Source organism: Pseudomonas sp. TH21 (assembly GCF_016651025.1).
GTDB lineage: Bacteria > Pseudomonadota > Gammaproteobacteria > Pseudomonadales > Pseudomonadaceae > Aquipseudomonas > Aquipseudomonas aylmerensis.
On record NZ_JAEKEQ010000001.1, the window covers coordinates 1,819,015 to 1,845,985 of the forward strand.

The 26,971-nt window shown below is 63.1% G+C and carries 22 protein-coding genes; 9 read left to right on the plus strand and 13 right to left on the minus strand.

Features of this window, described 5'->3' with window-relative positions; all coding sequences use genetic code 11:
• The first annotated feature begins 110 nt into the window (after window positions 1–110).
• The gene (locus JFU04_RS08220; RefSeq protein ID WP_201143825.1) at window positions 111–1,601 is read left to right on the plus strand and encodes a M10 family metallopeptidase C-terminal domain-containing protein; all 1,491 of its coding nucleotides are present in this window, start codon (window positions 111–113) and stop codon (window positions 1,599–1,601) included.
• On the opposite strand, the gene JFU04_RS08225 is transcribed toward JFU04_RS08220, so the two are convergent.
• On the minus strand, window positions 1,591–2,472 hold the full coding sequence (locus tag JFU04_RS08225; protein ID WP_120447983.1) for a LysR family transcriptional regulator: 882 nt from the start codon (window positions 2,470–2,472) through the stop codon (window positions 1,591–1,593). The genes JFU04_RS08220 and JFU04_RS08225 overlap by 11 nt on opposite strands.
• A gap of 14 nt (window positions 2,473–2,486) precedes the next feature.
• Complete coding sequence (locus tag JFU04_RS08230; protein ID WP_201143826.1) at window positions 2,487–3,143, minus strand: peroxiredoxin-like family protein; 657 nt, start codon at window positions 3,141–3,143, stop codon at window positions 2,487–2,489.
• A gap of 226 nt (window positions 3,144–3,369) precedes the next feature.
• Here JFU04_RS08230 and JFU04_RS08235 point away from each other — a divergent pair, with 226 nt between their 5' ends.
• Window positions 3,370–3,558, plus strand: a complete 189-nt coding sequence (locus tag JFU04_RS08235; RefSeq protein WP_065901605.1) for a type II toxin-antitoxin system HicA family toxin — start codon at window positions 3,370–3,372, stop codon at window positions 3,556–3,558.
• An 11-nt stretch (window positions 3,559–3,569) separates the two neighbouring features.
• Window positions 3,570–3,974, plus strand: a complete 405-nt coding sequence (locus tag JFU04_RS08240; protein WP_016978509.1) for a type II toxin-antitoxin system HicB family antitoxin — start codon at window positions 3,570–3,572, stop codon at window positions 3,972–3,974.
• A 6-nt stretch (window positions 3,975–3,980) separates the two neighbouring features.
• Here JFU04_RS08240 and JFU04_RS08245 read toward each other — a convergent pair whose 3' ends face one another.
• A complete protein-coding gene (locus JFU04_RS08245; protein WP_083221339.1) occupies window positions 3,981–5,177 on the minus strand; it encodes an MFS transporter in 1,197 nt (398 codons plus the stop codon).
• A 178-nt stretch (window positions 5,178–5,355) separates the two neighbouring features.
• Here JFU04_RS08245 and JFU04_RS08250 point away from each other — a divergent pair, with 178 nt between their 5' ends.
• Window positions 5,356–5,970, plus strand: coding sequence for a DUF5666 domain-containing protein (locus JFU04_RS08250; RefSeq protein ID WP_201143827.1), 615 nt, complete (start codon window positions 5,356–5,358; stop codon window positions 5,968–5,970).
• A gap of 126 nt (window positions 5,971–6,096) precedes the next feature.
• Here the strand turns inward: JFU04_RS08250 and JFU04_RS08255 are convergent, their stop codons facing one another.
• The 8 genes from JFU04_RS08255 to gcl all read right to left on the minus strand — a co-directional run bounded on the left by JFU04_RS08255 (window position 6,097) and on the right by gcl (window position 15,558).
• The gene (locus JFU04_RS08255; protein WP_065901602.1) at window positions 6,097–7,101 is read right to left on the minus strand and encodes a sulfate ABC transporter substrate-binding protein; all 1,005 of its coding nucleotides are present in this window, start codon (window positions 7,099–7,101) and stop codon (window positions 6,097–6,099) included.
• Window positions 7,102–7,206: 105 nt separating this feature from the next.
• Entirely contained in the window at window positions 7,207–8,031 is an 825-nt protein-coding gene (locus JFU04_RS08260; protein WP_065901600.1) for an ion transporter, read from the minus strand.
• A gap of 31 nt (window positions 8,032–8,062) precedes the next feature.
• The gene (locus JFU04_RS08265; protein ID WP_106804703.1) at window positions 8,063–8,938 is read right to left on the minus strand and encodes an urea transporter; all 876 of its coding nucleotides are present in this window, start codon (window positions 8,936–8,938) and stop codon (window positions 8,063–8,065) included.
• 122 nt (window positions 8,939–9,060) lie between these two features.
• A complete protein-coding gene (pyk, locus tag JFU04_RS08270; RefSeq protein ID WP_201143828.1) occupies window positions 9,061–10,476 on the minus strand; it encodes a pyruvate kinase in 1,416 nt (471 codons plus the stop codon).
• Window positions 10,466–11,746, minus strand: coding sequence for a glycerate kinase type-2 family protein (locus JFU04_RS08275; protein WP_065901594.1), 1,281 nt, complete (start codon window positions 11,744–11,746; stop codon window positions 10,466–10,468). The genes pyk and JFU04_RS08275 overlap by 11 nt, the downstream gene beginning before the upstream one ends.
• 188 nt (window positions 11,747–11,934) lie before the next feature.
• On the minus strand, window positions 11,935–12,825 hold the full coding sequence (locus tag JFU04_RS08280; RefSeq protein ID WP_201143829.1) for a 2-hydroxy-3-oxopropionate reductase: 891 nt from the start codon (window positions 12,823–12,825) through the stop codon (window positions 11,935–11,937).
• A 164-nt stretch (window positions 12,826–12,989) separates the two neighbouring features.
• The gene (gene hyi, locus JFU04_RS08285) at window positions 12,990–13,772 is read right to left on the minus strand and encodes a hydroxypyruvate isomerase (protein WP_106804701.1); all 783 of its coding nucleotides are present in this window, start codon (window positions 13,770–13,772) and stop codon (window positions 12,990–12,992) included.
• A 10-nt stretch (window positions 13,773–13,782) separates the two neighbouring features.
• Complete coding sequence (gene gcl / locus JFU04_RS08290) at window positions 13,783–15,558, minus strand: glyoxylate carboligase (protein ID WP_065901588.1); 1,776 nt, start codon at window positions 15,556–15,558, stop codon at window positions 13,783–13,785.
• Between the two features lie 256 nt (window positions 15,559–15,814).
• Between gcl and JFU04_RS08295 the strand changes: the two genes are divergently transcribed.
• The gene (locus JFU04_RS08295; protein ID WP_065901586.1) at window positions 15,815–16,255 is read left to right on the plus strand and encodes a GlcG/HbpS family heme-binding protein; all 441 of its coding nucleotides are present in this window, start codon (window positions 15,815–15,817) and stop codon (window positions 16,253–16,255) included.
• Between the two features lie 361 nt (window positions 16,256–16,616).
• Here the strand turns inward: JFU04_RS08295 and JFU04_RS08300 are convergent, their stop codons facing one another.
• Together JFU04_RS08300 and JFU04_RS08305 are read right to left on the minus strand one after the other, a co-directional pair.
• Window positions 16,617–17,075, minus strand: coding sequence for an REP-associated tyrosine transposase (locus JFU04_RS08300; protein ID WP_201143830.1), 459 nt, complete (start codon window positions 17,073–17,075; stop codon window positions 16,617–16,619).
• 205 nt (window positions 17,076–17,280) lie between these two features.
• The gene (locus tag JFU04_RS08305) at window positions 17,281–17,886 is read right to left on the minus strand and encodes a TetR/AcrR family transcriptional regulator (RefSeq protein ID WP_065901582.1); all 606 of its coding nucleotides are present in this window, start codon (window positions 17,884–17,886) and stop codon (window positions 17,281–17,283) included.
• A 240-nt stretch (window positions 17,887–18,126) separates the two neighbouring features.
• Here JFU04_RS08305 and JFU04_RS08310 point away from each other — a divergent pair, with 240 nt between their 5' ends.
• The 4 genes from JFU04_RS08310 to JFU04_RS08325 are packed head-to-tail and all read left to right on the plus strand — an operon-like array spanning window position 18,127 to window position 26,861.
• Window positions 18,127–19,251: an efflux RND transporter periplasmic adaptor subunit gene (locus tag JFU04_RS08310; RefSeq protein ID WP_201143831.1), complete on the plus strand. Its 1,125-nt coding sequence runs from the start codon at window positions 18,127–18,129 to the stop codon at window positions 19,249–19,251.
• 13 nt (window positions 19,252–19,264) lie between these two features.
• Window positions 19,265–22,336: an efflux RND transporter permease subunit gene (locus JFU04_RS08315; RefSeq protein WP_201143832.1), complete on the plus strand. Its 3,072-nt coding sequence runs from the start codon at window positions 19,265–19,267 to the stop codon at window positions 22,334–22,336.
• Window positions 22,333–25,458, plus strand: coding sequence for an efflux RND transporter permease subunit (locus tag JFU04_RS08320; protein WP_201143833.1), 3,126 nt, complete (start codon window positions 22,333–22,335; stop codon window positions 25,456–25,458). The genes JFU04_RS08315 and JFU04_RS08320 overlap by 4 nt, the downstream gene beginning before the upstream one ends.
• Complete coding sequence (locus JFU04_RS08325) at window positions 25,455–26,861, plus strand: efflux transporter outer membrane subunit (protein ID WP_201143834.1); 1,407 nt, start codon at window positions 25,455–25,457, stop codon at window positions 26,859–26,861. The genes JFU04_RS08320 and JFU04_RS08325 overlap by 4 nt, the downstream gene beginning before the upstream one ends.
• The last annotated feature ends 110 nt before the right edge of the window (window positions 26,862–26,971 follow it).

Genomic DNA, 26,971 nt, shown 5'->3' on the forward strand with positions numbered 1-26,971 from the left:
TCAGGACGAACTAAATAAAGGCTGTTGCGCACTCATTTTTGCAGGGAAATTCAATCAGCCGATGCTCACGTGTCTGGCTCATTTATCCTCTAAAAAGAGCGCAAATTCCCATGATCAGTTCTGAGTCTTTATCGCGTACACCCCCACAGCAAACCTTGCCGCTTGCCGATCCCGGGCCGTTTGGCGTGGGCGCCAGCGGCAAGCCGACCTACACCACCGACCAGGCGGGCAAGCACATCACCCGCGATAACCTGCACTTTCACGACCGCAATAACGACAACAAGATAGATCTTTCCTACACCGTCGATCCCACTTTCTCTGCTGCGCAGCAGCAACGTGTGCGCCAGGCCGCGCAGTCCTGGCAGGACGTGGCCAATATCAGTTTCAAGGAGCGGGCGGCAGGTGCGGACTGCACGGTTCACGTCAAGAACAACCCACGTGGAGACCGTGGCGTCGCCATCTCACCCACGCGCGCCACCAGCAGCACCACCGCGACGATTGGCACATTGAAATCAGGCAGTTCGCCGGGGCTGGACAGCCACTTTTCGCTCACCGCCGTGCATGAAATCGGACACGCCATCGGCCTGCAGCATCCGGGTAACTACAATGGCGGTGATTCCACTTATGACAAGAGCGCTGTGTATGCCGGTGACACCAAGGCGCGCAGTGTCATGAGCTACTGGTCTGAAAAGCATCAGGCCGGTCACGATTTTCGCCACTGCAACCCCAGCGCGCCGATGATGGATGACATTGCCGCGGTGCAGCGGTTGTATGGGGCCAATCACCAGACCCGCAAGACCGACACCACCTATGGCTTCAACTCCAATACCGAGCGCGAAGCCATGACCCTCAAGAGCGCCACGGACAAACCGATCTTCTGCGTCTGGGATGGCGGGGGGGACGATACCCTGGATTTTTCCGGGTTTGCCCAGAACCAGAACATCAGCCTGAAGGCCGAGTCGTTTTCCGATGTGGGTGGTTTGAAGGGCAACGTCTCCATCGCCAAAGGCTGTACGGTTGAGAACGCCATCGGCGGTGCCGGACGGGATGTGTTGACGGGCAATGACGCGAACAATCGGCTCAAGGGCGGTGCGGGGGCCGACACATTACGCGGCGGTGGGGGCGCGGATACGTTTATCTACGACAAGGCCAGTGACTCCACACCGCAGCAGCCGGACGTGATCGAGGACTTCACCACCGGGGTCGACAGGCTCGACGTCTCGGGCGCCTTGAGAGAGGCGGGGGTCGGTGCCCTGGTGTTTACTGACCGGTTCAGTGGGCGGGCCGGGGAGGCTGTGCTCAAGCATGACACTGCCACGGGTCGTTCAAGCCTGGAGATCGACCTGAAGGGCACGGGCAATGCCGGCTTCATGGTCAAGAGCATGGGCCAGATCAAGCCGGGGGATGTGCTGTGGCAGGGGCAAACGGTGCCGAAGGTCGTGCCAGCACCGGTACCGGCACCGACGCCAGCACCCGTGCCCGCACCACCGCTACCGGCACCGCTTTATCCGACGGCAGGCATGATTTCAGTGTTAAGCGAAATGCTCGCCACGACGCTGTCGACCTTGCTGCAGTTAGTGCTGAACGTTGTCAGGCGTTGATCAGCGCTTCGACATACTCCACAAACGCGCGTGCCTTGGCGCTCGCCATCCGGCCGGTGGGGAACACTGCCCACAAATCCCGGGGCGGCAAATGCCAGTCCGCCAGCACGCGCTTGACCTCGCCGCTGGCCAGCTCCGGCGCGAACATCCAGCTGGAAGACAGTGTCAGGCCCAGATGGCTCAGTACGGCGGCGCGCACGCCTTCCGCCGCCGTCACGCGCACGCGGCCATGGGCAACGAGCGGGTAATGCGTGTCGCCTTGGGTAAAGTTCCAGTGCGAGCCTTCGCCTCGGGTGTAGATGATCGCCTGGTGCTGCAGCAAGTCCGCCGGGGTGGCGGGCTCGCCGAAGCGTTCGAAGTAGGCCGGGGTGCCGAGGATCACGCAGGGTGATTCACCGATCTTGCGCGCCGTGAGGCTGGAGTCATCCAAGTTGCCCATGCGCAGGGCGACGTCGATGCCTTCTTCCACCAGATTGAGCGTGCGGTCATCGAGCACCACGTCGACATTCACCCCCGGGTACTGCTCCAGGAACGCGCCCAGGTGCGGAATGATATGCATGCGGGCGAAGGTCACCGCTGCGCTGATACGCAGGTTGCCCGACAGCCCGGCGCCGGCTCCCCGGGCGGCGTCGTCGGCCTCGTTGGCTTCGTCGATGGCGCGCCGGGCTTTCTCGAAAAACGCCAGGCCGGCCTCGGTGGGCGTAAGGCCACGGGTCGAACGCAACACCAGGCGCACCGCCAGGCGTGCTTCCAATTGCGCGATGCTCTTGGACACGGCGGGCTGGCCGATGCCCAGGCGCTTGGCAGCGGCCGAGAACGAACCGGTTTCGACAACGTGGACGAAAGTTTCCATGGCAGTAAGGCGGTCCATCGGGTGTCCTTGGGTTATCGGGTGAGGGCGTCGAGCAGCGCCGAGGGTTCCGGGCGTTGAGTGTAATCCGGGTTGACCTCGGCGTAACGAATCACGCTGTCCTGGCCGATCACATAGCGGGCGGGCATGGGCAGTGTCCAGGCCGGATCGTCGTTGATCAGCGGCAGGTTGTTGCCCAGCGCCTTGTAGAGTTCGATCAAATAATCCGGCAATTGAAAGCGCAGCCCGAACGCATCGGCGACGTCGTTGTGGGTGTCGCTGAGGATCGGGAACCCCAGCGCGGCAATGCGCGTGGATTTGCGGCTGTTGGCGGCCGTTTGCGGCGACAGGGCCAGCAACTGGGCGCTGGCCGCCTTCAGTGTCGGCAGAAACGCCTGCAACGCCTGCAATTCCAAAGTGCAGTACGGGCACCACACGCCTCGGTAGAACGTCAGCACCAGCGGCCCCTGGGCCAGCAGCCTGGCCGAGGACACCGCGTTGCCCTCGGCGTCCTTGAGGCTGAACAGCGGCGCTTTGTCTCCCACCTTGAGGGCACGTTGTGCTGCACCGCTGGCGATCAGCTCGGCGGTGGCGCGCTCCATGATCGGATGGATATGCGCGGGCGCGTTATAGGGCGGCTTGCCCGCTTTGAAGTCAGCGCGGAAGGCATCAAGTGTGGCTTGAAGTGTCATGGCGGTAGTCTCTCGGGAGATGAGCCGGCTTGGCTGGAGGGGATGATGGGCGCGGCGGTGCGCGGGTAGAAGCGGGCTGCCGGGCATAGGATTTATGCGTCGAGGGAATGAATGCGTGTAATACCAACATTCGGTAAAACAGCCGCCAGTCGGGATCCCCGATTTTGTGCTTGAGTAAAGATAACTCTAGGGTTACTTTTATTCAGGCCAAGCCAAGGAGGCTGCGGTGCAAAGCAGGCTATTGATCAAGGAGCTGCAAGAGGCGGGTTGGGTGCTGGATCGGGTCACGGGCAGTCATCACATTTTTACTCACCGCTATAACCCGTACACGATCCCGGTGCCGCACCCCAAGAAGGACCTGCCGCTGGGCACCGTCAGAAGCATCAGGAAACGCGCCGGGCTGTTTCAGTTCTAAGGAGAGCATTCATGCAATACCCAATCTGTATCGAATGGGGCGATGACTTTACCGCCACCGGTATTCAGATCCCCGATATTCCAGGCGCGGTCACCGCCGGTGACAGTTTCGAAGAGGCGTACAACGCCGCCGTGGAAGTCGCGCACATCATGCTGCAAGAAATCGCCGCCGAAGGTGGGCCGATTCCGATGCCCACGTCGGTGGCCAATCATCACGCCCATGAAGACTACGCCGGGATGGGCTGGGGCATGCTCGAGCTGGACATCTCGCCCTATCTGGGCAAGACCGAGAAGGTCAACGTGACCTTGCCCGGTTATGTCATCCAGCGCATCGACCGTTATGTGCGCGAGCACAAGGTCAAAAGCCGCTCGTCATTCCTGGCGGACGCGGCCTTGGAGAAGCTGGTGCGCTCCTGAGGGCGATCAGGCCGTGGCGACCGTGACCTGGCGCGAAGCGCTCAGGAAGCGCAACAGCGCCACCAGCGGGAACGCACTGCCCACCAGCATCACGCCCAGCCAGCCACCGTGCTCGTAGACGCTGCTGGCAATCGCCGAGCCGAAGGCGCCGCCGATGAAGATGCTGGTCATGTACAACGCGTTGAGGCGGCTGCGGCTGTTGGCGTCGAGGGCATAGATCGCGCGTTGACCGAGGACCATGTTCATCTGCACGCAGAAGTCCAGGACCACGCCGGTCACCGCCAGGCCGATCACGCTGTACAGCGGGTGCACGAAGGCTGGCAGGAAGCTCAGCACGGCAAACAGCATGGCCAGCAGTGAGGCGCGGTGAGTATGGCCGGCATCGGCCAGGCGGCCGGCGATGGGCGCAGCGATGGCACCCAGGGCACCGACCAGTGCGAACAACGCGATCTCACTTTGGCTCAGCCCATGATTGCGCGCCAGCTCCAGCGGTGCGGCGGTCCAGAACAGGCTGAAGGTGGCAAACATGCAGCCCTGGTAGAACGCACGTTGGCGCAGCAGGGGTTGTTCACGCAACAAGGTGCCGAGCGAGCCGAGCAATTGGCCATAGCTGGCGCTGTGGTCAGGCTGGCGCTTGGGGATGGTCAGCATCAGCACCACGCTGATGAACGCCATCAACGCGGCCGCCGCCATGAACATCGCCCGCCAGCCGAAGTGGTCCGCGACCACACTGGACACCGGCCGCGCCAGCAGAATGCCGAGCAGCAGCCCGCCCATGATGCTGCCCACCACCCGGCCACGGGATTCGGCGGGTGCCAGGTGGGCGGCCAGCGGAATCAGGATTTGCACCGACACCGAACTGAAGCCGATCAGCAACGACACCAGCAGGAACAGGTTCGGCTGCTCGGTGAAGGCCGCGCCCAGCAAGCTCGCAATGGCCACCACGGTGGTGGTGATCATCAGCTTGCGGTTTTCCAGCAGGTCGCCCAGCGGTACCAGGAAAAACAGGCCGAGGGCATAACCGATTTGCGTCAGGGACACGATCAGGCTGGCCATCGCCGGGGTGAGGCCGATGTCCGGTGCGATCAGTTCGATGATCGGCTGCGCGTAGTAGATGTTGGCGACGATGGCGCCGCAGCAGAACGCAAACAGCATCACCATCGCGCGGGTCATGGTGGTTGTAGGGTGTGAGGTAGCGTTCATGGTGTTCTCATAAAAGCGGAGGAAGTAGGCGAGCGAGAGTAGAGACAAGGTGCAACGGCGAGTAGGCCGCTGGTGGTGATAACACTCATGCCGGGAATTAATGACTGAAACGTTAACTTTCGCGTCGAACGGCAATGATACATTCAGACACAACTGCCGAAACAGGAAATCCATTGCGATGAAGATCACGTTGAACAAGATGCTCCTGGCTTCCACCCTTGCCGCCGCCATGGCTGTCGGCCTGGCGAACGCGGCCGATGCCCCACGCGTGGGTGTGCGTGGCGCCATCACGGCGATCGACGGCGACGCGATGCACGTCAAGGTCAACAGTGGTGAAGACGTCACGGTGCACCTGACAAAAGACACCCAGGTCCGTGCCGTGACGCTGGCCAGGATCGACGAGATCAAGCCCGGCAGCTACATCGGCTCGGCCGCCATGCCCAACGCCGACGGCACCCTGACTGCCCTCGAAGTGCATGTGTTCCCGCCGGCGATGGCCGGCACGGGCGACGGGCACCGGGCGTTCGACCTCAAAGAAGGCAGCAGCATGACCAACGGCACGGTCGGCGACCTGGTGGTGAGCAACGGGCGGACGTTGACCGTCAAATACAAAGGGGGCGAGCAGAAGATCGTGGTGCCGGATGATGTGCCGATCGTGAACCTGGAGCCAGGCGACCGCAGCTTGCTCAAGCCGGGGGTGAAGGTGGTGATGTTTGCGGCGAAGGACGCGGACGGGACGGTGACGGCGCAGGCTATCTCGGCCGGCAAAGATGGCGTGACACCGCCGATGTAAGGGCCAGGCGCATCCCCCAATGCAGGCGCTGGCTGGCCTGCGACAGCATCACCTCGGTATGCCTGATACGTCGAGGTGTCTGCATCGCAGGCCAGCCAGCTCCCACACGGGGCTGCGTTTGTTCAGTTATTGACCGCTGTAGATCTGGTCGAAAACACCGCCATCATTGAAGTGGGTTTTCTGCACGGTGCGCCAGTCGCCGAAGGTCTTCTCTACCGAGAGGAATTCGACTTTCGGGAAGCGGTCGGTGTACTTGGCCAGTACCTTCGCGTCGCGTGGGCGCAGGTAGTTGTTGGCGGCGATTTCCTGGCCTTCCGGCGACCACAGGTACTTCAGGTAGTCTTCGGCGGCCGCGCGGGTGCCTTTCTTCTCGACCACTTTGTCGACCACCGACACCGGCGGCTCGGCTTCGGCAGAGACGCTTGGGTAGATCACTTCGAACTGATCACGGCCGAATTCGCGGGCGATCATTTCTGCTTCGTTTTCAAAGGTCACCAGCACGTCGCCGATCTGGTTGGTCATGAACGTGGTGGTCGCGGCGCGGCCACCGGTGTCCAGCACAGGCGCCTGCTTGAACAGCTTGCCGACAAAGGCCTTGGCCTTGTTCTCGTCGCCGCCGTTTTTCAGCACGTAGCCCCAGGCCGACAGGTAGGTGTAGCGGCCGTTACCGGAAGTCTTCGGGTTGGGCACGATCACTTGCACGCCGTCTTTCAACAGGTCCGGCCAGTCTTTCAGGGCTTTCGGGTTGCCTTTGCGCACGATAAACACCGTGGCGGAGGTGAACGGCGCGCTGTTGTTCGGCAGGCGCGTGACCCAGTTGTCCGGCACCAGCTTGCCGTTGTCGGCCAGGGCGTTGATGTCGGTGGCCATGTTCATGGTGATCACGTCAGCCGGCAGACCGTCGATCACCGAGCGCGCTTGTTTGCTGGAGCCGCCGAAGGACATCTGCAGGGTCAGCTTGTCGTTCGGGTGCTCGGCGTCCCAGTGTTTCTGGAAGGCGGCGTTGTAGTCCTTGTAGAAATCGCGCATCACGTCATACGAGACGTTGAGCAGAGTGACCGGGGCTGCCTGGACGGCGCCCGCCAGGGCAAGGCCGGCGGCCAGTAGAGAGGCGCTAACGAGTTTTTTCACTGCTCATTCCTTGTTGTTCGAGAAGGTTATCGATTGAGTGAGGGCATTTTGCCAGCGACTATAGCTGGGCCTGCATAGACGCTTAAAGATTAAAACGCACTTTGCTTATTCCACTTTCTTAAACAACGCATTGCCACAGCGCGAGCAGAACGCCGCGTTGGGCTCGTGGCTGTTCTTGTTGCACACCGGGCAGTCGGTTTGCAGCTGCTCACCGCGCATGGCACTGGCCAGTTCGGCGGTAAAAATCCCCGTCGGCACGGCGATGATCGAGTAACCGGTGATCATCACCAGTGACGAAATCACCTGGCCCAGCGGGGTCTTGGGCACGATATCGCCAAAGCCCACGGTGGTCAGGGTCACGATCGCCCAATAGATGCCTTTGGGAATGCTGGTAAACCCGTGCTCCGGGCCTTCGATCACGTACATCAAGGTGCCGAATACGGTGACCAGGGTGCACACACTGACCAGGAACACCACGATCTTCTGCTTGCTGCCGCGCAGCGCGGCCATCAGGTAGTTGGCCTGCTTGAGGTAAGGGCTGAGCTTGAGCACGCGGAAGATCCGCAGCATCCGGATGATGCGGATGATCAGCAGATACTGGGCGTCGCTGTAATACAGCGCGAGGATGCCGGGGACGATGGCGAGCAAATCCACCAGCCCATAGAAGCTGAAGGCATAGCGCAGCGGCTTGGGCGAGCAGTACAGGCGCAGGCCGTACTCGATGGCGAAAATGATGGTGAAGCCCCACTCGATGTAGGCCAGCACGTCGGCGTAGTTGTCGTGGACGGTCTGGATACTGTCGAGGATCACAATCACCAGGCTGGCGAGGATGATCAGCAGCAAGGTGCTGTCGAAGCGCCGGCCGGCCGCTGTGTCGCTTTGGAAAACCATGACGTAGAGCCGCTGACGCCAGTCGTTGTTGCTGTCCATAAAGCCCGCCTGAATCGAATATCGAGCAAGCCTAGGGGGATTCGAAGGGGCTGTCCATGCGGGGTTTACCCAGCATCCGGCGACCGGCACGCACCAGCCAGCACGCGAGGATGAACGGGGCGGTCAACGCCGGCAGGTGCAGCGCGGCAAAGCCTGGCGTGAGGACGATTGCCAGCAGGATGCCGAGCAGCGGTTGCCAGGCGTGGCGGCGCGTCTGACACAGGGCCAGGGCCGCCAGCGCGGGGTTGTAGCTGTGCAGGCCGAGCAGGGCGCTGGCGGTCTCGTCGAGCAGCAGCGCGATCAGCACTCCGCAGAGGGCGCCGGTCAAGGCCCAGAGGGCGGCACGCCGATTGGCCAGCCACAGGCCAAGCGCGATCAGCGCACCGGCGAGGGGCTGGTCGAGCAGCATGATTTGCGCGAGCCCGGTAAAGGGCGCGGCCAGGACGGCCAGGGTGTCGGCTTCGCCGAGTGCAAACGTGCTCGGCGGCACGCTGCCCAGCAACAGCCAGCCCAGGCCGACAAACGGTGCGGTGTAGGCGGGCAGGTCATCGGGGCGGGTTGCGTGTTTGAGCCATTGTCGCGTGAGCATCGCACTCAAGCCGCCGCACGCCAGGATCAGCGGTGGCAGCACGGCCGACCAGGCAAAGTGCTGGCTGATCAGCAAGCCCAGCAGTACGCCGTTGTAGCTATACAGGCCGGCCTGGCGTTCGGCCTTGGGATAACCCCGGCGCTGGGCCGTGAGCAAACCGGCGACGCCTCCCAGCAACGCCCCGCCGAGCAGGGCCGGGGCGCCGATCAGGATGGCCAGCAGGCACAGCAGGCCACACAGGGGATGGCGCTGCAGGAAGATCTGGCTGAAGCCGTTGAGCAAGGCTTCGGCCCAGTCGGGGCAGGATTGGTTGGGCATGGTGGGTGAGTCTGAGGGACCGATTTGCCCCCAATCGCCGGCAAGCCAGCTCCCACATTTGAATCGGTTCACCAATCAAAATGTGGGCGCCGGGCCTGCCCGCGATGAGGCCTGAACAGACGCTAGATCAACGTCTCGATACGCAGCGAGTTGGTCGACCCCGGTTGCCCGAACGGCACTCCCGCGGTAATCACCAACGTATCCCCGCGCTGCGCCATCCCCTGGGCCTGGGCGATCTCCAGCGCGGTCGAACACACTTCATCGACCTGGCGCAGCCGATCATTGACCACCGAATGCACGCCCCACGCCACGCTCAAGCGGCGCGCAGTGGAGAGGTTCGGCGTGAGGTTGAGGATCGGCGCCACCGGCCGTTCCCGCGCCGCGCGCAGGCTGGAGCTGCCGGACTCGCTGTAGTTCACCAGCACCGCCACCGGCAGGATGCTGCTGATCCGCCGGATCGCACAGCTGATGGCGTCCGACACCGTGGCGTCCGCCTTAGGCCGGCTGACGTCCAGTTGCGTCTGGTAGTCCGGGCCGTTTTCGACCTGGCGGATGATCTTGCTCATCATCTGCACGGCTTCCAGGGGGTACTCGCCGGACGCGGTTTCCGCCGACAGCATCACCGCATCGGCGCCTTCGGCCACGGCGTTGGCGACATCGGTGACTTCGGCGCGAGTCGGTGCCGGGGAGAAACGCATGGACTCGAGCATCTGCGTGGCCACCACCACCGGCTTACCCAACTGGCGGCAGGTGCTGATGATGTCTTTCTGGATCTGCGGCACGCTCTCGGCGGGCACTTCCACACCCAGGTCGCCCCTGGCCACCATGATCGCGTCGCTCAGCTCGGCGATTTCCTGCAGGCGCTGCACGGCCGAGGGCTTCTCGATCTTGGCCATCAGGAACGCTTTGTCGCCAATCAACTCACGGGCTTCGCGGATGTCTTCCGGGCGCTGCACGAACGACAGCGCCACCCAGTCCACACCCAGCTCCAGGCCGAAGCTCAGGTCGCTGCGGTCCTTGGCGGTGAGCGGGCTGAGTTCCAGCAGCGCCTGTGGGACATTCACACCTTTGCGGTCGGACAATTCGCCGCCATTCAGCACCGTGGTGTCGATGGCATCCGCATGCTTGGTGATGACCCGCAGGCGCAATTTGCCGTCATCCAGCAGCAGGTCCATGCCCGGCTCCAGCGCCGCGATGATTTCCGGGTGCGGCAGGTTGATACGGCGCTGGTCGCCCGGCGTGGGGTCCAGGTCCAGGCGCAGGGCCTGGCCACGCACCAATTGCACCTTGCCTTCGGCAAAGCGCCCGACCCGCAGCTTCGGCCCTTGCAGGTCCATGAGGATGCCCAGCGGGTAGTTCAGCTGGCGCTCGACCTGGCGAATCCACTGGTAGCGCTGGGCGTGATCGGCGTGCTCGCCGTGGCTGAAGTTGAGGCGGAAGATATTCACGCCGGCCTCCACCAGCTCGCGGATATCATCGATACCGTCGGTGGCCGGCCCCAGGGTGGCGAGGATTTTGACCTTCTTGTCAGGCGTCATGTTTGGCAGTCTCAAGGATCAGGATGGCGCGGAAATCATTGACGTTGGTGCGCGTCGGTTCGGTGACGATCAAGCCCTCGAGCGCGGCGAAATAGCCGTAGCCGTTGTTGTTATCCAGCTCGTCGCTGGCCGACAGGCCCAAGGCCTCGGCGCGGGCATAGCTGCAGGGGGTCATGATGGCGCCGGCGTTGTCTTCGGAGCCGTCGATGCCGTCGGTATCACCGGCCAGGGCGTACACGCCCGGCAAGCCCTTGAGGCTGTCGGTCAGGCTCAGCAGGAATTCGGCATTGCGCCCGCCACGACCATTGCCGCGCACGGTGACGGTGGTTTCGCCACCAGAGAGGATCACGCAGGGCGCCGCCAGTGGCTGGCCATGCTGCACGATTTGTCGGGCGATGCCGGCGTGCACCTTGGCCACGTCCCGCGCTTCGCCTTCAAGGTCGCCGAGGATCAGCGGGCTGAACCCGGCCTGGCGGACTTTCACCGCGACCGCTTCGAGGGATTGCTGCGGGCGCGCGATCAATTGGAAGTGGCTGCGCGCGAGTGCCGGGTCACCCGGCTTGACGGTTTCCGAGGCCGGGTTCTGCAACCAGCTGCGTACCGAGGCGGGAGCGTCGATGCCGTAGCGCTTGAGGATCGCCAGCGCCTGTTGCGACGTGCTCGGGTCGCCAACGGTGGGGCCGGAAGCAATCACCGTGGCCTGGTCGCCCGGCACATCGGAAATCGCATAGGTGTAGACCGTCGCCGGCCAGGCCGCCTTGGCCAGTCGGCCGCCCTTGATCGCCGAGAGGTGCTTGCGCACGCAATTCATCTCGCCAATGGTGGCGCCGGATTTGAGCAGGGCTTTGTTGATGGCTTGCTTGTCGGCCAGGGTGATGCCTTCGGCGGGCAGGGCGAGCAGGGCAGAGCCGCCGCCAGACAGCAGGAAGATCACGCGGTCGTCTTCGGTCAGGTTGCTGATCAATGCCAGCACGCGTTTGGCCACGGCGAGGCCGGCGGCATCGGGGACCGGGTGGGCGGCCTCGACCACTTCGATTTTCTTGCACGGCGCGCCGTGGCCGTAGCGCGTAACCACCAGGCCAGAGACTTCGCCCTGCCAGGCGTTTTCCACCACCAGGGCCATGGCGGCGGCGGCTTTGCCGGCGCCGATCACGATCACGCGGCCGCTGCGGTCGGTGGGCAGATAAGGTTCGAGGACTTGCCGGGGGTGGGCGGCGTCGATGGCTGTGGCAAACAGCGCGCGAAGCAGGTGTTGCGGATCGACCGACATAAGCGGGCTCCCGGGGGATTCTTGTTATTAGGGGGGCATCAATTCCAGGCCGGAATGCGATCAAATGTGGGAGCGGGCTTACTCGCGGATGCGTTCTGACATTCAACATCCATGCTGACTGATACACCGCTTTCGCGAGCAAGCCCGCTCCCACATTCGACCGCATTCAAAGGTGGAAGCGGTGTGGGTTACTTATCGCGAATCGAAAAATTCGCCATATGCTCCAGCCCCTTGATCAGCGCCGAATGGTCCCAGTTGCCGCCGCCGATCGCCGTGCAGGTGCTGAACACCTGTTGGGTGCCGGCGGTGTTCGGCAGGTTGATCCCCAGCTCCTTGGCACCGGCCAGGGCCAGGTTCAGGTCCTTCTGGTGCAGGTTGATGCGGAAGCCCGGATCGAAGGTGCCCTTGATCATGCGCTCGCCATGCACTTCGAGGATCTTCGAGGAGGCAAAGCCGCCCATCAGCGCTTCACGCACCTTGGCCGGGTCGGCGCCGTTCTTCGAGGCGAACAGCAGCGCTTCGGCCACCGCCTGGATATTCAGCGCGACGATGATCTGGTTAGCCACCTTGGCCGTCTGGCCATCGCCATTGCCACCCACCAGGGTGATGTTCTTGCCCATCCTCTGGAACAGGGGCAGGGCGCGTTCGAAGGTCTGCGGCTCGCCACCGACCATGATGCTCAGGGTGCCGGCCTTCGCGCCGACTTCACCGCCGGACACTGGCGCATCCAGGTACTGCGCGCCGGTCTGGTTGATCTTGGCGGCGAACGCCTTGGTGGCGGTGGGGGAGATCGAACTCATGTCGATCACCACCTTGTTGGGTGACAGGCCGGCGGCGACACCGTCGGCGCGGAACAGCACGTCATCGACCTGCGGGGTGTCGGGCACCATGACGATGATGAACTCGGCTTCCTGGGCGACTTGCTGCGGGTTGGCCAACGCGATGGCGCCCGCGCCGATCAGCTCGGCCGGCGCCTTGCCGTGATGCTCGGAGAGAAACAGTTGGTGGCCTGCTTTCTGCAGGTTGGCGGCCATGGGTTGGCCCATGATGCCGGTGCCGATGAATCCGATTTTAGCCATGACGAAAATCCTCTCTTTATTCGATGTGAGAGCTGCTTTTTGTGGGAGCTGGCTCGCCTGCGATGGCATTACCTCGGTTTAACTGAGAGACCGAGTTGCCTGCATCGCAGGCAAGCCAGCTCCCACACAAGCCCTGCTTTCACATTGGGTTTTGTGTTGTTCAGTCAGATCGCGTTGTGGGTTTTGAGCCAGCCCAAACCCGCTTCGGTGGTGGTCAACGGCTTGTATTCACAGCCGACCCAGCCCGAGTAACCGATGCGGTCCAGATGCTCGAACAGGAAGCGATAGTTGATCTCGCCGGTACCCGGCTCATTGCGCCCGGGGTTGTCCGCCAGCTGGATATGGTTGATCTCGCCCAGGTGCGCGGCCATGGTGCGGGCCAGGTCGCCTTCCATGATTTGCATGTGATAGATGTCGTATTGCAGGAACAGGTTGGCGCTGCCCACTTGCTCGCGAATCGACAGGGCCTGGGCGGTGTTGTTGAGGTAGAAGCCCGGAATGTCGCGGGTGTTGATGGCTTCCATCACCAGCTTGATGCCCACCGCTTGCAGCTTGTCGGCCGCGTACTTGAGGTTGGCGACAAACGTCTTTTCCAGGGTTGCATCATCGACACCGGCAGGCCGGATCCCCGCCAGGCAGTTGATCTGGGTATTGCCCAGCACCTCGGCGTAGGCGATGGCCAGGTTGACCCCGGCGCGGAATTCCTCGACCCGGTCCGGGTGGCACGCCAGGCCGCGCTCGCCTTTGGCCCAATCACCGGCCGGCAGGTTGAACAGCACTTGAGTCAGGCCATGGGCGTCAAGTTGTGCCTTGATTTCGGCGGAGCTGAACTCATACGGGAACAGGTACTCGACCCCTTCGAAACCGGCCTCGGCGGCGGCTTTGAAGCGGGCGAGAAAGTCCTGCTCGGTAAACAGCATGGACAGGTTGGCGGCAAAGCGCGGCATAGGGTTCTCCTTAATCGAGCAGGGAAATGGCAGTCGGCGCATCGTTGCCGACCAGGGCCAGATCTTCGAATTCGTTGACGGCGTTGATCTCGGTGCCCATGGAAATATTGGTCACGCGCTCCAGGATGATCTCGACGATCACCGGCACCTTGAATTCCTCGATCATCTCCTGCGCCTTGCGCAGGGCCGGCTGGATCTGGCCCGGCTCGAACACACGCAGGGCCTTGCAACCCAGGCCTTCGGCGACGGCGACGTGGTCGACGCCATAACCGTTGAGCTCCGGCGCGTTGAGGTTGTCGAAGGACAGCTGGACGCAGTAGTCCATTTCAAAACCGCGCTGGGCCTGGCGGATCAGCCCCAGGTAGGAGTTGTTCACCACCACGTGGATGTACGGCAGCTTGAATTGCGCGCCCACCGCCAGCTCTTCGATCATGAACTGGAAGTCATAGTCGCCGGACAACGCCACCACCTTGCGGCTCGGGTCGGCCTTGACCACGCCGAGCGCTGCGGGGATGGTCCAGCCCAACGGGCCGGCCTGGCCGCAGTTGATCCAGTGGCGCGGCTTGTACACGTGGAGGAATTGCGCGCCGGCAATCTGCGACAGGCCGATGGTGCTGACGTAGCAGGTGTCTTTGCCGAACACCTGGTTCATCTCTTCGTACACCCGTTGCGGCTTGACCGGCACCGCGTCGAAGTGGGTCTTGCGCTGCAGGGTGGCCTTGCGCTGCTGGCAATCATGCAGCCAGGCGCTGCGGTCCTTGAGCTTGCCGGCGGCTTTCCACTCGCGCGCCACTTCAATGAACAGGGTCAGCGCGGAACCGGCGTCGGAGACGATGCCCAGGTCCGGGGTGAACACGCGGCCAATCTGTGTCGGCTCGATGTCGACGTGAATGAACTTGCGGCCTTCGGTGTAGACCTCCACCGAACCGGTGTGGCGGTTGGCCCAGCGGTTGCCGATGCCGAGCACCACGTCCGACTTGAGCATCGTCGCGTTGCCATAGCGGTGGGAGGTTTGCAGGCCGACCATGCCGACCATCAGCGGGTGGTCGTCGGGGATGGTGCCCCAGCCCATCAGCGTCGGGATCACCGGGATGCCAGTGAGTTCGGCGAACTCCACCAGCAGTTCGCTGGCGTCGGCGTTGATCACGCCACCGCCGCTGACCAGCAGCGGCCGCTCGGCGGCATCGAGCAGGGCCAGGGCTTTTTCCACCTGGATGCGGGTTGCCAGCGGCTTGGCCAGGGGCAGCGGCTGGTAGGCGTCGATGTCGAATTCGATTTCGGCCATCTGCACGTCGAACGGCAGGTCGATCAACACTGGGCCTGGGCGGCCTGAGCGCATTTCGTAGAAGGCTTTCTGGAACGCGTAGGGCACCTGGCCAGGTTCGAGCACAGTGGTTGCCCACTTGGTCACGGGCTTGACGATGCTGGTGATGTCGACGGCCTGGAAGTCTTCCTTGTGCATCCGTGCACGCGGGGCTTGGCCGGTGATGCACAGGATCGGGATCGAGTCCGCCGAAGCGCTGTAGAGGCCGGTGACCATGTCGGTGCCCGCCGGGCCCGAAGTGCCGATGCACACGCCGATATTGCCGGCCTTGGTGCGGGTGTAACCCTCGGCCATGTGCGAGGCGCCTTCAACGTGGCGAGCAAGGACGTGATCGATGCCACCGACCTTCTGCAAGGCCGAATACAGCGGGTTGATCGCGGCGCCAGGGATACCGAAGGCGGTGTCCACGCCTTCACGGCGCATCACCAGGACGGCGGCTTCGATTGCTCTCATTTTGCTCATGATTTTGGTGCCTCTTGCGTTTTGTAATTGTATACAAGTGGTGTCTGGATAAAGTGTATTCACGGCGAGCGGCGCAGGTCAAACCATTTTGTTCGCGGCCCTTTGCGTTCGTCGGAAGGCATTTTTTCGACGTATGGAGTGTTTGTGCGAAATTATTGTATACAAAATTAATTGTCATTGTGTTCTATTTGTTTGATCGAGCATCTGATCAGACAGACCTCCACCGCTTTCCCAATAACAAAAGAAGGACGGCACCATGAGCGCTTTAACCTTGAAAATCGCCACCCAGCTCGCCAGTCAGGCCCTCAACGCAGGGCGCACGCTGTCGACGGCGCCGCTGACCATCGCGGTCCTCGACAGCGGCGGCCACTTGATCACCCTGCAACGCGAAGACGGCGCCAGCCTGCTGCGCCCGCAGATCGCCATCGGCAAGGCCTGGGGCGCGATTGCGCTGGGCAAGGGCTCGCGCTTGTTGGCACTGGACGCGCAGCAGCGACCGGCGTTTATCGCGGCATTGAACAGCCTGGGGCAGGGCAGCGTGGTCCCGGCACCGGGCGGGGTATTGATTCGAGATCGAGAGGGGGTGGTACTGGGGGCGATCGGGATCAGTGGCGACACATCGGACATCGACGAGCAATGCGCGATCACCGCAATCGAGGGCGTGGGGTTGTTGGCGGATGCGGGGGTGCCCGCGTGAGTTGAAGTGACGGTGCGGGCCTCTTCGCGAGCAAGCCCGCTCCCACATTTTGAATGCATTCCAAGTGTGGGAGCGGGCTTGCTCGCGAAAGCGGCGACGCGGTCTCGGCACTAAACCCGGCTCACCTCCCACAACGGATCACCCCCAAATTTCTCCAGTAACCCGGCTCCCACATTTGGAATGCAATCCAGTGTGGGAGCGGGCTTGCTCGCGAAGGCGGCGAAGCGGTCTCGGCACTAAACCCAGGTCACCTCCCACAACGGATCAACCCAATCCCCCCAACAACCCGGCTCCCACATTTTGAATGCATTCCAAGTGTGGGAGCGGGCTTGCTCGCGAAAGCGGCGACGCGGTCTCGGCACTAAACCCAGATCGCATCCCACAGCGGATAGTCGCCGATTCGTTCTACCAAGTTGGCCCGCAATGGATTAGCCACCACATACCGGGCCATTTTCACCAGGTCGTCTTCCTTTCGTAGCGCACGATCATGAAAGCTGGTTTGCCAAAGCCTGCCTTTGCGACCGCTGGCGCCGTTAACGGTGCGGGTGCTTTTGGATTTCACCTGGCACATCAGGTCTCCCAAGGAGCCTTTTTGCAGTTCGATCAGCCAGTGGAAATGGTCTGGCATCACCACCCAGGCCAGGGAGTTGGCCAGCCCTTGGTATTGGGCGAGCCGGAATTGCCCGACCACCAGGCGGCCGAGGTGGAAGTCGCGAAATATCGGCAGGCGTTCGTGGGTGTTGGTGGTGATCAGGTAGACACGGTTCGATTCGCTGAACCGCCCGATACGCAGGCGGTGTGAAGTGGCTAAATCAGGCATTCCATGGCCTCTCTTCAAGTGGTGTCCTGAGAGGCTAGATCTCGCCGATCAATGCTGGGCGCCAGGCTTTTGGCAGGATGTGTCTGGAAAGCCGCTTTCGCGAGCAAGCCCGCTCCCACTGGGGGTGGAGGGATTCGAACATTTTGTGTTCAGCACCGCATAAGTGCAGGCGCTGGCTTGCCTGCGATGCAAACACCATCCTCCATCAGTCCGGCTCACACCCCTTGAGCACCAACCGGATGATCGTCTGCGCTGCCGCTTCATAGTCCGCCTCATCCAATTTGGCCTTTCCGGTCACCGCCGAGATCTGCCAATCGAAATCCGCATAGGTCTGCGTCGCGGCCCAGATGCTGAACATCAGGTGGTTGGGGTCAATGGCGGCGATCAGGCCGCGATCTACCCAGTTCTGGATGCAGTCGATGTTGTGCTTGGCCTGGGCGTTGAGCTGTTCAACCTGGTCGGCACTGAGGTGCGGTGCGCCGTGCATGATTTCGCTGGCGAACACTTTGGAGGCGAAAGGCAGGTCGCGGGAAATGCGGATTTTCGAGCGGATGTAGTTGCTCAGTACCACCGACGGCTCACCCTCGGGGTTGAACGGCGTGGACGCTGCCAGGATCGGCTCGATAATGCTTTCGAGCACCTCGCGATAGAGGTTGTCCTTGGACTTGAAGTAGTAATAGACATTGGGCTTGGGCAGCCCGGCCTTGGCGGCGATGTCGCTGGTTTTGGTCGCGGCGAAGCCCTTGTCGGCAAACTCCTCGCTGGCCGCCCGCAGGATCTTTTCTTTGTTGCGCTCGCGAATGGTGCTCATAAACCAGGGTTTTCCTTGCCAGGACAGGCGGTTGCGCATGGTAGCACCGGCCTTGCGCAGCGCTCAAGAATCCTACTCCAGGCCTTGCAGGCCGGGGGCTTGCGCCAGATTGTCTGTCTTGATGCTGAACGCATTCAAGGTTGTACAGGCATAGGCCGGGCGCGCTGCTAGAGTTCAGGTCAGCCACCGACTCATTGCAGCGGTCGGTCTATCCTGATTTCGGCGTTCGAGAGAGAAACCGTGGAGAAAAGCAAACGACGCACGTTCGCCTGGCTGGCGGGCGTCGTCCTGGTGGTACTGGCGATTGTCCTGGGTCTCCATTTCTTCACCGCGCAGCACAAGGGCAAGCCTGCAGCCACAGGTGAACCGGTGGCCGTGGTGCCCGTCGCCTTGCAGGATGTGCCGGTGTACATCGACGCCCTCGGCACCGTGACCCCGACACGCAGCGTCACGGTGGTCAGCCAGGTCGACGGCATCCTCAGCAGCGTCGAATTCAAGGAAGGCCAGCACGTCAGCAAGGGCCAGGTCATCGCCCGCATCGACGACCGTGCGCTCAAGGCGCAATTGGCTGTGGCCAAGGGCACGCTGGCGCACGACCAGGCCGTATTGAGCAATGCCCAGCGCGACCTGGCCCGTTATCGCGACCTGGTCAAGGCCGGCTCTACCAGCCAGCAAACCCTCGATACCCAGGCCGCCGTGGTGCAGGAGCAGCAGGGCACCGTCGCCGCCGACCAGGGCAATGTACAAAACCTCGAGGTGCAACTGAGCTACTGCACCATCACCTCGCCGGTGGATGGCGTGGTTGGCTTGCGCCTGGTCGACCCCGGCAACTACGTGACCACCACCAGCACCACCGGCATTGTGGTCATTACCCAGATGAACCCGGCCACGGTGGTGTTTGCCGTGCCCGAAGATGACCTGGGCAGCATCGACCAGGCCATGGCCCGTGGCAGCGTGACCGTGCTGGCCTACGACCGCAATAAAAAGACCCTGCTGGCCACCGGCAGCCTGCTGGCCCTGGATAACCAGGTCGACACCAGCACCGGCACGATCAAGGTCAAGGCGCAGTTCGACGACGCAGGTGATGCGCTGTTCCCCAACCAATTCGTCAACGCGCGTCTCAAGGCCGACACCTTGAGCCAGGTCGCCGTGGTGCCGACCCGGGCGATCCAGCACGGCAGCAAGGGGGATTTCGTGTTTGTGGTCAACGGCGACAAGGCCGCGCTGCGCAACGTCAAGACCGGGCCGTCGATGGGCGATGTCTCGGCGATCCTCGAGAACGGCGTCAAGCCTGGCGAGCAGGTGGTCACCGAAGGTGCCGATAAACTTGACGACGGTTCGCCGGTAAAAGTCGTCGCCCAGTAAGGAGCTGCCGGTCATGAATGTCTCGCGGCCCTTTATCGAACGCCCGGTGGCAACCACGCTGATGATGGTGGCCGTGCTCTTGCTCGGGTTGCTCGGGTACCACTTGCTGTCGGTGTCGGCGTTGCCCGAGGTCGATTACCCGACCATCCAGGTCTTCACCCAATACCCCGGCGCCAGCCCGGACGTGGTCAGCTCCTCGATCACCGCGCCGCTGGAGCGCCAGCTCGGCGAGATGCCGGGGCTCAAGTCGATGAACTCCACCAGCTCCGATGGCGCCTCGGTGGTGACCCTGCAATTCGACTTGTCGTTGTCCCTGGATGTCGCTGAACAAGAAGTGCAGGCGGCGATCAACGCGGCCGGTACCTTCCTGCCGGCGAACCTGCCGTACCCGCCGGTGTACAGCAAGGTCAACCCGGCGGACGCGCCGGTGCTGACGCTGTCGCTGACCTCCGATGTGCTGCCGCTGACCAAGATCGAAGACCTGGCCGACACGCGCCTGGCGCAGAAAATTTCGCAGATCACCGGCGTCGGCCTGGTCACCATCAGCGGCGGCCAGCGCCCGGCGGTGCGGGTCGAGGCCAATACCTCGGCGCTGAACAGTCTCGGCCTGTCCCTGGATGACCTGCGCACCTCGCTGGGCACCGCCAACGTCAACCAGGCCAAGGGCAATATCGACGGCAAGTTCCAGGCGTATTCCATCGGCGCCAACGACCAACTGCAATCGGCCGAGGAGTACCGCGACCTGGTGATCGCCTACAAGAACGGCGCGCCGATTCGCCTGTCGCAGATCGCCAGTTCGACCCAGGGCGCCGAGAATCCGCGCCAGGCCGCCTGGACCAACAGCACGCCGTCGATTGTGTTGAATATCCAGCGCCAGCCTGGCGCCAATGTGATCCAGGTAGTCGACCGCGTGCAGCAATTGCTGCCCAAGCTGCGCGCCAGTTTGCCAGCCACATTGAAGGTCGACGTGCTCACCGACCGCACCCAGACCATCCGCGCGTCGGTCACCGACGTGCAGTACGAATTGGCCATGGCCATCGCGCTGGTGGTGATCGTGATTTTCATCTTCCTGCGCAACGTCGCGGCGACGATCATTCCGGCGGTGACCATCCCGCTGACGCTGGTGGGTACGCTGGCGGTGGCCTATGCCCTGGGCTTTTCCCTCAACAACCTGACGCTGATGGCGCTGACCATCGCCATCGGTTTCGTGGTGGATGACGCGATCGTGATGATCGAAAACATCACGCGCTACCTGGAGGCTGGTGACTCGCCGCTGGAGGCGGCCCTCAAGGGCTCGGCGCAGATCGGCTTCACGATCATCTCGCTGTCGATTGCGCTGATCGCGGTGATGATCCCGTTGCTGTTCATGGGCGATGTGGTCGGGCGGCTGTTCCGCGAATTCGCCATGACCGTGGCCGTGACTATCGTGATCTCCGCGCTGATTTCCCTGACGCTCACGCCGATGATGTGCGCGCGGATGCTCAAGCACCGGCAGCAGGAACACCGGGTGGATTTCTTCGACCGCATCAACACGCACTATGTGCGGGGCCTCGATTGGGTGCTGGCGCACCGCACGCTTACGTTGATCTCGGTGGTGCTCACCGCAGCCCTGACCCTGGTGACACTGGTGCTGATGCCCAAGGGCTTTTTCCCTGATCAGGACACCGGCCTGATCCAGGGGATTTCCCAGGCGGCGCCGACCATTTCGTTCCAGCAGATGCAGGTGGAGCAGCAGCGCCTGGCCGCGCGGATTCTCAAGGATCCGGCGGTGCAGAGCCTGTCGTCGTTCGTCGGCATCGACCAGACCAACCCGACCATCAACCAGGGCAACCTCCTGATCAACCTCAAGCCCCGAGGCGAGCGCGACAGCAGCACGGAAGTGATCCGCCGCCTCGCCGATGCCAACGCCGACGATGCCGGCATCCGCCTGTACCTGCACTCGGTGCAGGACCTGACGCTGGACGCCACGGTGTCGACCACCAGCTATCGCCTGGGCCTGCAAGCCACCGACCCGGATGAGCTGGAGCAGTGGACCAACAAGCTGCTCGCGGCGATCAAGCGGGACCCGATGTTCACCGACGTGCAAAGCCAGGCGATGCAGTTTGGCAACCAGATCCAGCTGACCTTCGACCGCGCCACCGCCTCGCGCCTGGGCATCACCCCGCAAGCCATCGACGATGTGCTGTATGACGCGTTTGGCCAGCGCCAGGTGTCGACGATCTACACCCAGCTCAACCAGTACCACGTGGTGATCGCCACCGATCACCCGCCGCGCAACCTGCCGGATCTGCTCACCGGCTTGTACGTGGACATTCCCGCCGGCGGCGTGGCGCCGCTGTCGAGCATGGCCACGATGCAGGTGGTGCGCACCCCGGTGACCATCAATCGCCTCGGGCAATTTCCCTATGCGGATGTGTCGTTCAACCTCGCGCCGGGGCAAACCCTTGGCGCAGCGGTGACCCGGCTCAAGGACATTGAGGCCAAGGTCGGCCTGCCGCTGTCGGTGCAGGCCAACCTTGAGGGGGCGGCGGCGACGTTCGAGGCGTCGCTGTCCAACCAGGTGTTCCTGGTGGTGGCGGCGATTGTGGTGGTGTACCTGATGCTGGGGATTCTCTACGAGAGCTTCGTGCACCCGGTGACGATCCTCTCGACATTGCTTTCGGCCGCCCTCGGCGCGTTGCTTGCGCTGCTGGTCACTGGCACGCAGTTTGACATCATCGGTTTGATCGGCATCGTGCTGTTGATCGGCATCGTCATGAAGAACGGCATCATGATGGTCGACTTCGCCCTGGCACTGCTGCGCGAGGGTGGGCTGACCCCGGTGGCGGCGATCCGGCAGGCGGCGGAGTTGCGGTTTCGGCCGATCCTGATGACCAGCATGGCCTCGCTGTTCGGCGCGGTGCCGCTGGCGCTGGGCACCGGTATCGGCTCGGAACTGCGCCATCCACTGGGCATCGCGATCATTGGCGGGCTGATGCTCAGCCAGTTGCTGACGCTGTTTTCCACCCCGGTGATCTTCCTCGCCATGCACGGGCTGGAACAGCGCTTCAGCCGGCGCCCGGTTGAAGCGGACCCGGCGCAATGAACCTCAGCGCGCCGTTTGTCCATCGCCCCATCGCCACCACCCTGATGGCGGCGGGGCTGGCGCTGTTCGGCGCGCTGGCCTTTATGCTGTTGCCGGTGGCGCCGTTGCCGGAGGTGGATTTCCCCACCATCAGCGTCAGTGCCTCGTTGCCTGGCGCCGACCCCAATACCGTCGCCAGTTCGGTGGCCACGCCGCTGGAGCGCGAGTTCGGGCAGATCGCCGGGGTCACGCAAATGACCTCCGCCAGCAGCCTCGGCTCCACCCGCATCACCCTGCAGTTTGATCTCAACCGCGATATCGACGGCGCCGCGCGCGACGTGCAGGCAGCGATCAACGCGGCGCGCACCAACCTGCCGAGCGACCTGTCCGGCAACCCGACCTATCGCAAGGTCAACCCGGCCGACTCGCCGATCATGATCATCAGCCTGACCTCCGACAGCGCCACGCCGGGGCAGATGTACGACGTGGCCTCGACCCTGCTGGAGCAGAAACTGTTGCAGACCACCGGCGTCGGCGACGTGACGGTTGGCGGCGGTGCGCTGCCGGCGGTGCGCGTGGAGCTCAACCCGGATCGCCTCAACCAGTACGGCGTCAGCCTGGAGCAGGTGCGCCAGGTCATCAGTGCCTCGAATGCCAACCTGCCCAAGGGCAACGTGGCAATCGGTGACCGCTCCTACGGGATTGGCGCCAATGACATGCTGCTCAACACCGACGACTACGGCCCGTTGGTGGTCAAGGAACACAACGGCGACCTGATCCGCATCGCGGACCTCGGCTACGTGCGCGAAGACGTGCAGGACCTGCGCAACTTCGGCCTGTCCAACGGCAAGCCGGCGGTGTTGCTGGTGGTGTTCAAGCAACCCGGCGCGAATGTGATCGACACGGTGGACGCGGTAAAAGCCTCGCTGCCGTTTCTGCAAAGCTCGATCCCGGCGTCGATCAAGCTCAACCTGTTGATGGACCGCACCACCACCATCCGCGCCTCGCTGCATGATGTGGAAGTGACCCTGCTGGCGTCGATCCTGCTGGTGACGCTGGTGACGTTCGGGTTTTTCCGCGACTGGCGCAGCACGCTGGTGCCGGCGATCGTGGTGCCGCTGTCGTTGCTCGGCACCTTCGGCGCGATGTACTTCCTCGGCTACAGCCTGAATAACCTGTCGTTGATGGCGCTGACCATTTCCACCGGGTTTGTGGTGGACGATGCCATCGTGGTGGTGGAAAACATCATGCGCCACCTGGAGAAAGGCGAGAGCCGGGTCCAGGCTGCGCTGAATGGCGCCAAGGAGGTCGGCTTCACCGTGCTGACCATCAGCGTGTCGCTGGTCGCGGTGTTCATTCCGCTGCTGTTGATGGGCGGGATTGTCGGGCGGCTGTTCCGTGAGTTTTCGGTATCGCTGTCGGTGGCGATCGTCATCTCGATGCTGATCTCGCTGACGGTCACGCCGATGCTCGCCAGCGTGTTGCTGCGCGCGCCCAAGGAGGTGCACGAAGGCGATGAACACCCGGATTCGCGTTTTCACCGTTTCTACGACCGGACCCTGGGGTGGGTCATCGAGCATTCGATCCTGATGGGCCTGGTCACGGTGCTGGTGATCGTGCTGGCCGGGGTGCTGTATGTGCTGGTGCCCAAGGGCTTTTTTCCCCAGGAAGACACCGGCCGCCTGCAGGGCAGCATCCTGGCCAACCAGAGCATTTCCTACGGGGCGATGCAGACGGACTTCACCGAGATCAACCGCAAGGTCATGACCAACCCCAATGTGGAAACCGCCGCCGGGTTTGTCGGTGGCGGCGGCGGTGGCGGTGGGGCGGTCAACAGTGCGCAGATGTTCGTGCTGCTCAAGCCACTGGGCGAGCGCAAGGACGACGCCAGCCAGGTGATCGGGCAAATCCGCCACGCCCTCGGTGACTTGCCCGGCACCAAGCTGTTTCTGCAGTCGGCCCAGGACATTACCGTGGGCGGCCGCCAGAGCGGCGCGCAATATCAATACACGCTCACCGCCGATGACCAGTCATCCCTGGACGAGTGGGTGCCGAAGGTGGTGGCTGTGTTGCGCAAGCTGCCGCAGTTGACCGACCTGAACACCGACCAGCAGGACAACAGCCTGCTGGCCAATGTCGGCATCAACCGCGACACGGCGGCGCGGCTCGGGGTGAGCATGTCGGCCGTCGACCAGACGCTGTACGACGCCTTTGGCCAGCGCCAGGTCTCGACCCTCTACCGCGCCGCCAACCAGTACCACGTGGTGATGGAAATCGCCCCCGAATACTGGACCGACCCGTCGGCGCTCAAGGGCATTTATGTGCCGGTGGGCAGCGCGGCGCTGGCCAGCAAAGGCAGCGTCGTCGCGCCCAACCTGGCGGCGCAGTCGACCTTGGTGCCACTGTCGGCGATTGCCGATGATTCGGTGGCGCGCACGGCGATCTCCATCAGTCACCAGGGCAGTTTTCCGGCGGTGACGGTCTCGTTCAACCTGGCGCCCGGCACGTCCATCGGCCAGGCCACCGCCTTGGTCGACGACGCGGTGAAGCAACTGCGCATGCCCGCCAGTGTGGTCGGGCAGTTCGCCGGCACCGCCCAGGTGTTCCAGTCATCGGTGGCCAGCGAGCCGTTGCTGATCGTCGCGGCATTGCTCTCGGTGTACATCGTGCTGGGCATTCTGTATGAAAACATGATGCACCCGCTGACGATTCTTTCCACCTTGCCTTCGGCGGGTGTCGGTGCCTTGATCGCGTTGCTGCTGACCGGCACCGAACTGTCGATCATCGCGCTGGTGGGCGTGATTTTGTTGATCGGCATCGTCAAGAAGAACGCGATCATGATGATCGACTTCGCGATCACCGAACGGCGCGAATTCGGGCTCACGGCCAAGGCGGCCATTCGCCGTGCGTGCCTGATCCGCTTCCGGCCGATCATGATGACCACCCTGGCGGCGATCCTCGGCGCGCTGCCGCTGGTGCTGGGCACCGGCTATGGCTCGGAATTGCGCCGGCCGCTGGGGATTTCGATTATTGGCGGGTTGCTGCTCAGCCAGGTGCTGACGCTGTACACCACCCCGGTGATTTACCTGTGGCTCGACCGGGCGTCCCAGCGCCTGGGACGGCGTAAGGAAGCAAGCGCATGAAACTCACAGACAGCGTGCTGTTGTTAAGCCTGGTACTCGGTGGTTGCATGGTCGGGCCCGACTATCAAAAGCCTGCGATGCCGCTGCCGCAGACCTTCAAGGAGGGCGCGCAGTGGCAACGCGCGGCGTCCAATCCCCAGGGCGCGTTGGACAGCCAATGGTGGCTGGCGTACCAGGACCCGGTGTTGAATGACTTGGTGGCGCGCTCGGCCAAGGCCAACCAGTCGATCATTGCCGCTGAAGCCGCGTATCGGCTGGCCCAGGCGCAAGTGGCGTCGAGCCGCGCCGGGCTCTGGCCGACGGTGGGCGTGGGGTTGTCCGGTTCGCGCGGCGAGGGCGGTGACGGCACCACGTCCAGCAGCACCACGTCGACGGGCGTGAAAAACAGCGTCAGCGCGACGTTGACCGCCAGCTGGGAGCCGGACCTGTGGGGCGAGGTGCGTCGCGGCATCGAGTCAAGCCAGGCCGCCGCGCAGCAATCCGATGCGTTGCTGGCCGGGGTGCGCTTGTCGATCAGCTCCAGCGTGGCCAGTAACTACCTGGCGCTGCGCCAGATGGATATCGACGTGCGCCTGCTCCAGCAGCAACAGGCGATCAACCAGCAGTTGCTGGCCATGATCCAGGCCCAGTTCACCCAAGGCGTGGCGACTAACGATCAGCTGCTGGTGGCTCAGGACCAACTGACCACCTCGATTGCCGACCTGCAGACTTCCCAGCGCGACCGCGAGCAATATGAACACGCATTGGCGGTGCTGGTGGGCATGGCGCCGAGTGAATTCAGCGTGGCGCCACGCAATGACTTCAGCTTTGTCGTGCCGCGCCCACCGCTGACCCTGCCGTCGACCTTGCTGCAACGGCGCCCGGATGTGGTGGCGGCCGAGCGCTCGGCGGCAGCGGCCAATGCGAAAATCGGTGTGGCTGAGGCAGCGTTCTTTCCGACACTGGATTTGACCGCCCAGCTGGGTTATCGCGGCAGTGCCTTGGGCGGGTTGTTCTCCTTGCCCAACCGCATCTGGACCCTGGGGCCGGCGCTGGCAGAGACGATCTTCGACGGCGGCGCCCGTGAGGCCGCGGTCAAACAGGCCGAGGCCAGCTACGACCAGATCGCCGCAAACTACCGTGGCACGGTGCTCAGCGCCTTGCAGAACGTCGAGGACAACCTGTCGGCGATCAATCACCTGCAAACCCAGGCCGATGCCTTCCAGCAGGTCTACCAGCGCAACCAGCAACTGTTCGGCAGCCAGGAGGCGCAATTGCGTGCGGGTACGGTCAGTCGCGAGACGGTATTGACCCAGCAACTGGTGTTGCTGCAAGCCGAACAGAACCTGCGTGACACCCAAGGGCAGCTCAGCCAGGGCAGTGTGGCGTTGATCCAGAGCCTGGGCGGTGGTTGGCAGCCCTGATGCCCCGTTCATCACGCAGGCGGGGAGACCGCCATCGCCGGCAAGCCAGCTCCCACCCGGTGAGCAAGATCAACAGCAGATCGGCAGTGATCCGCGTTATATTCGCGGCA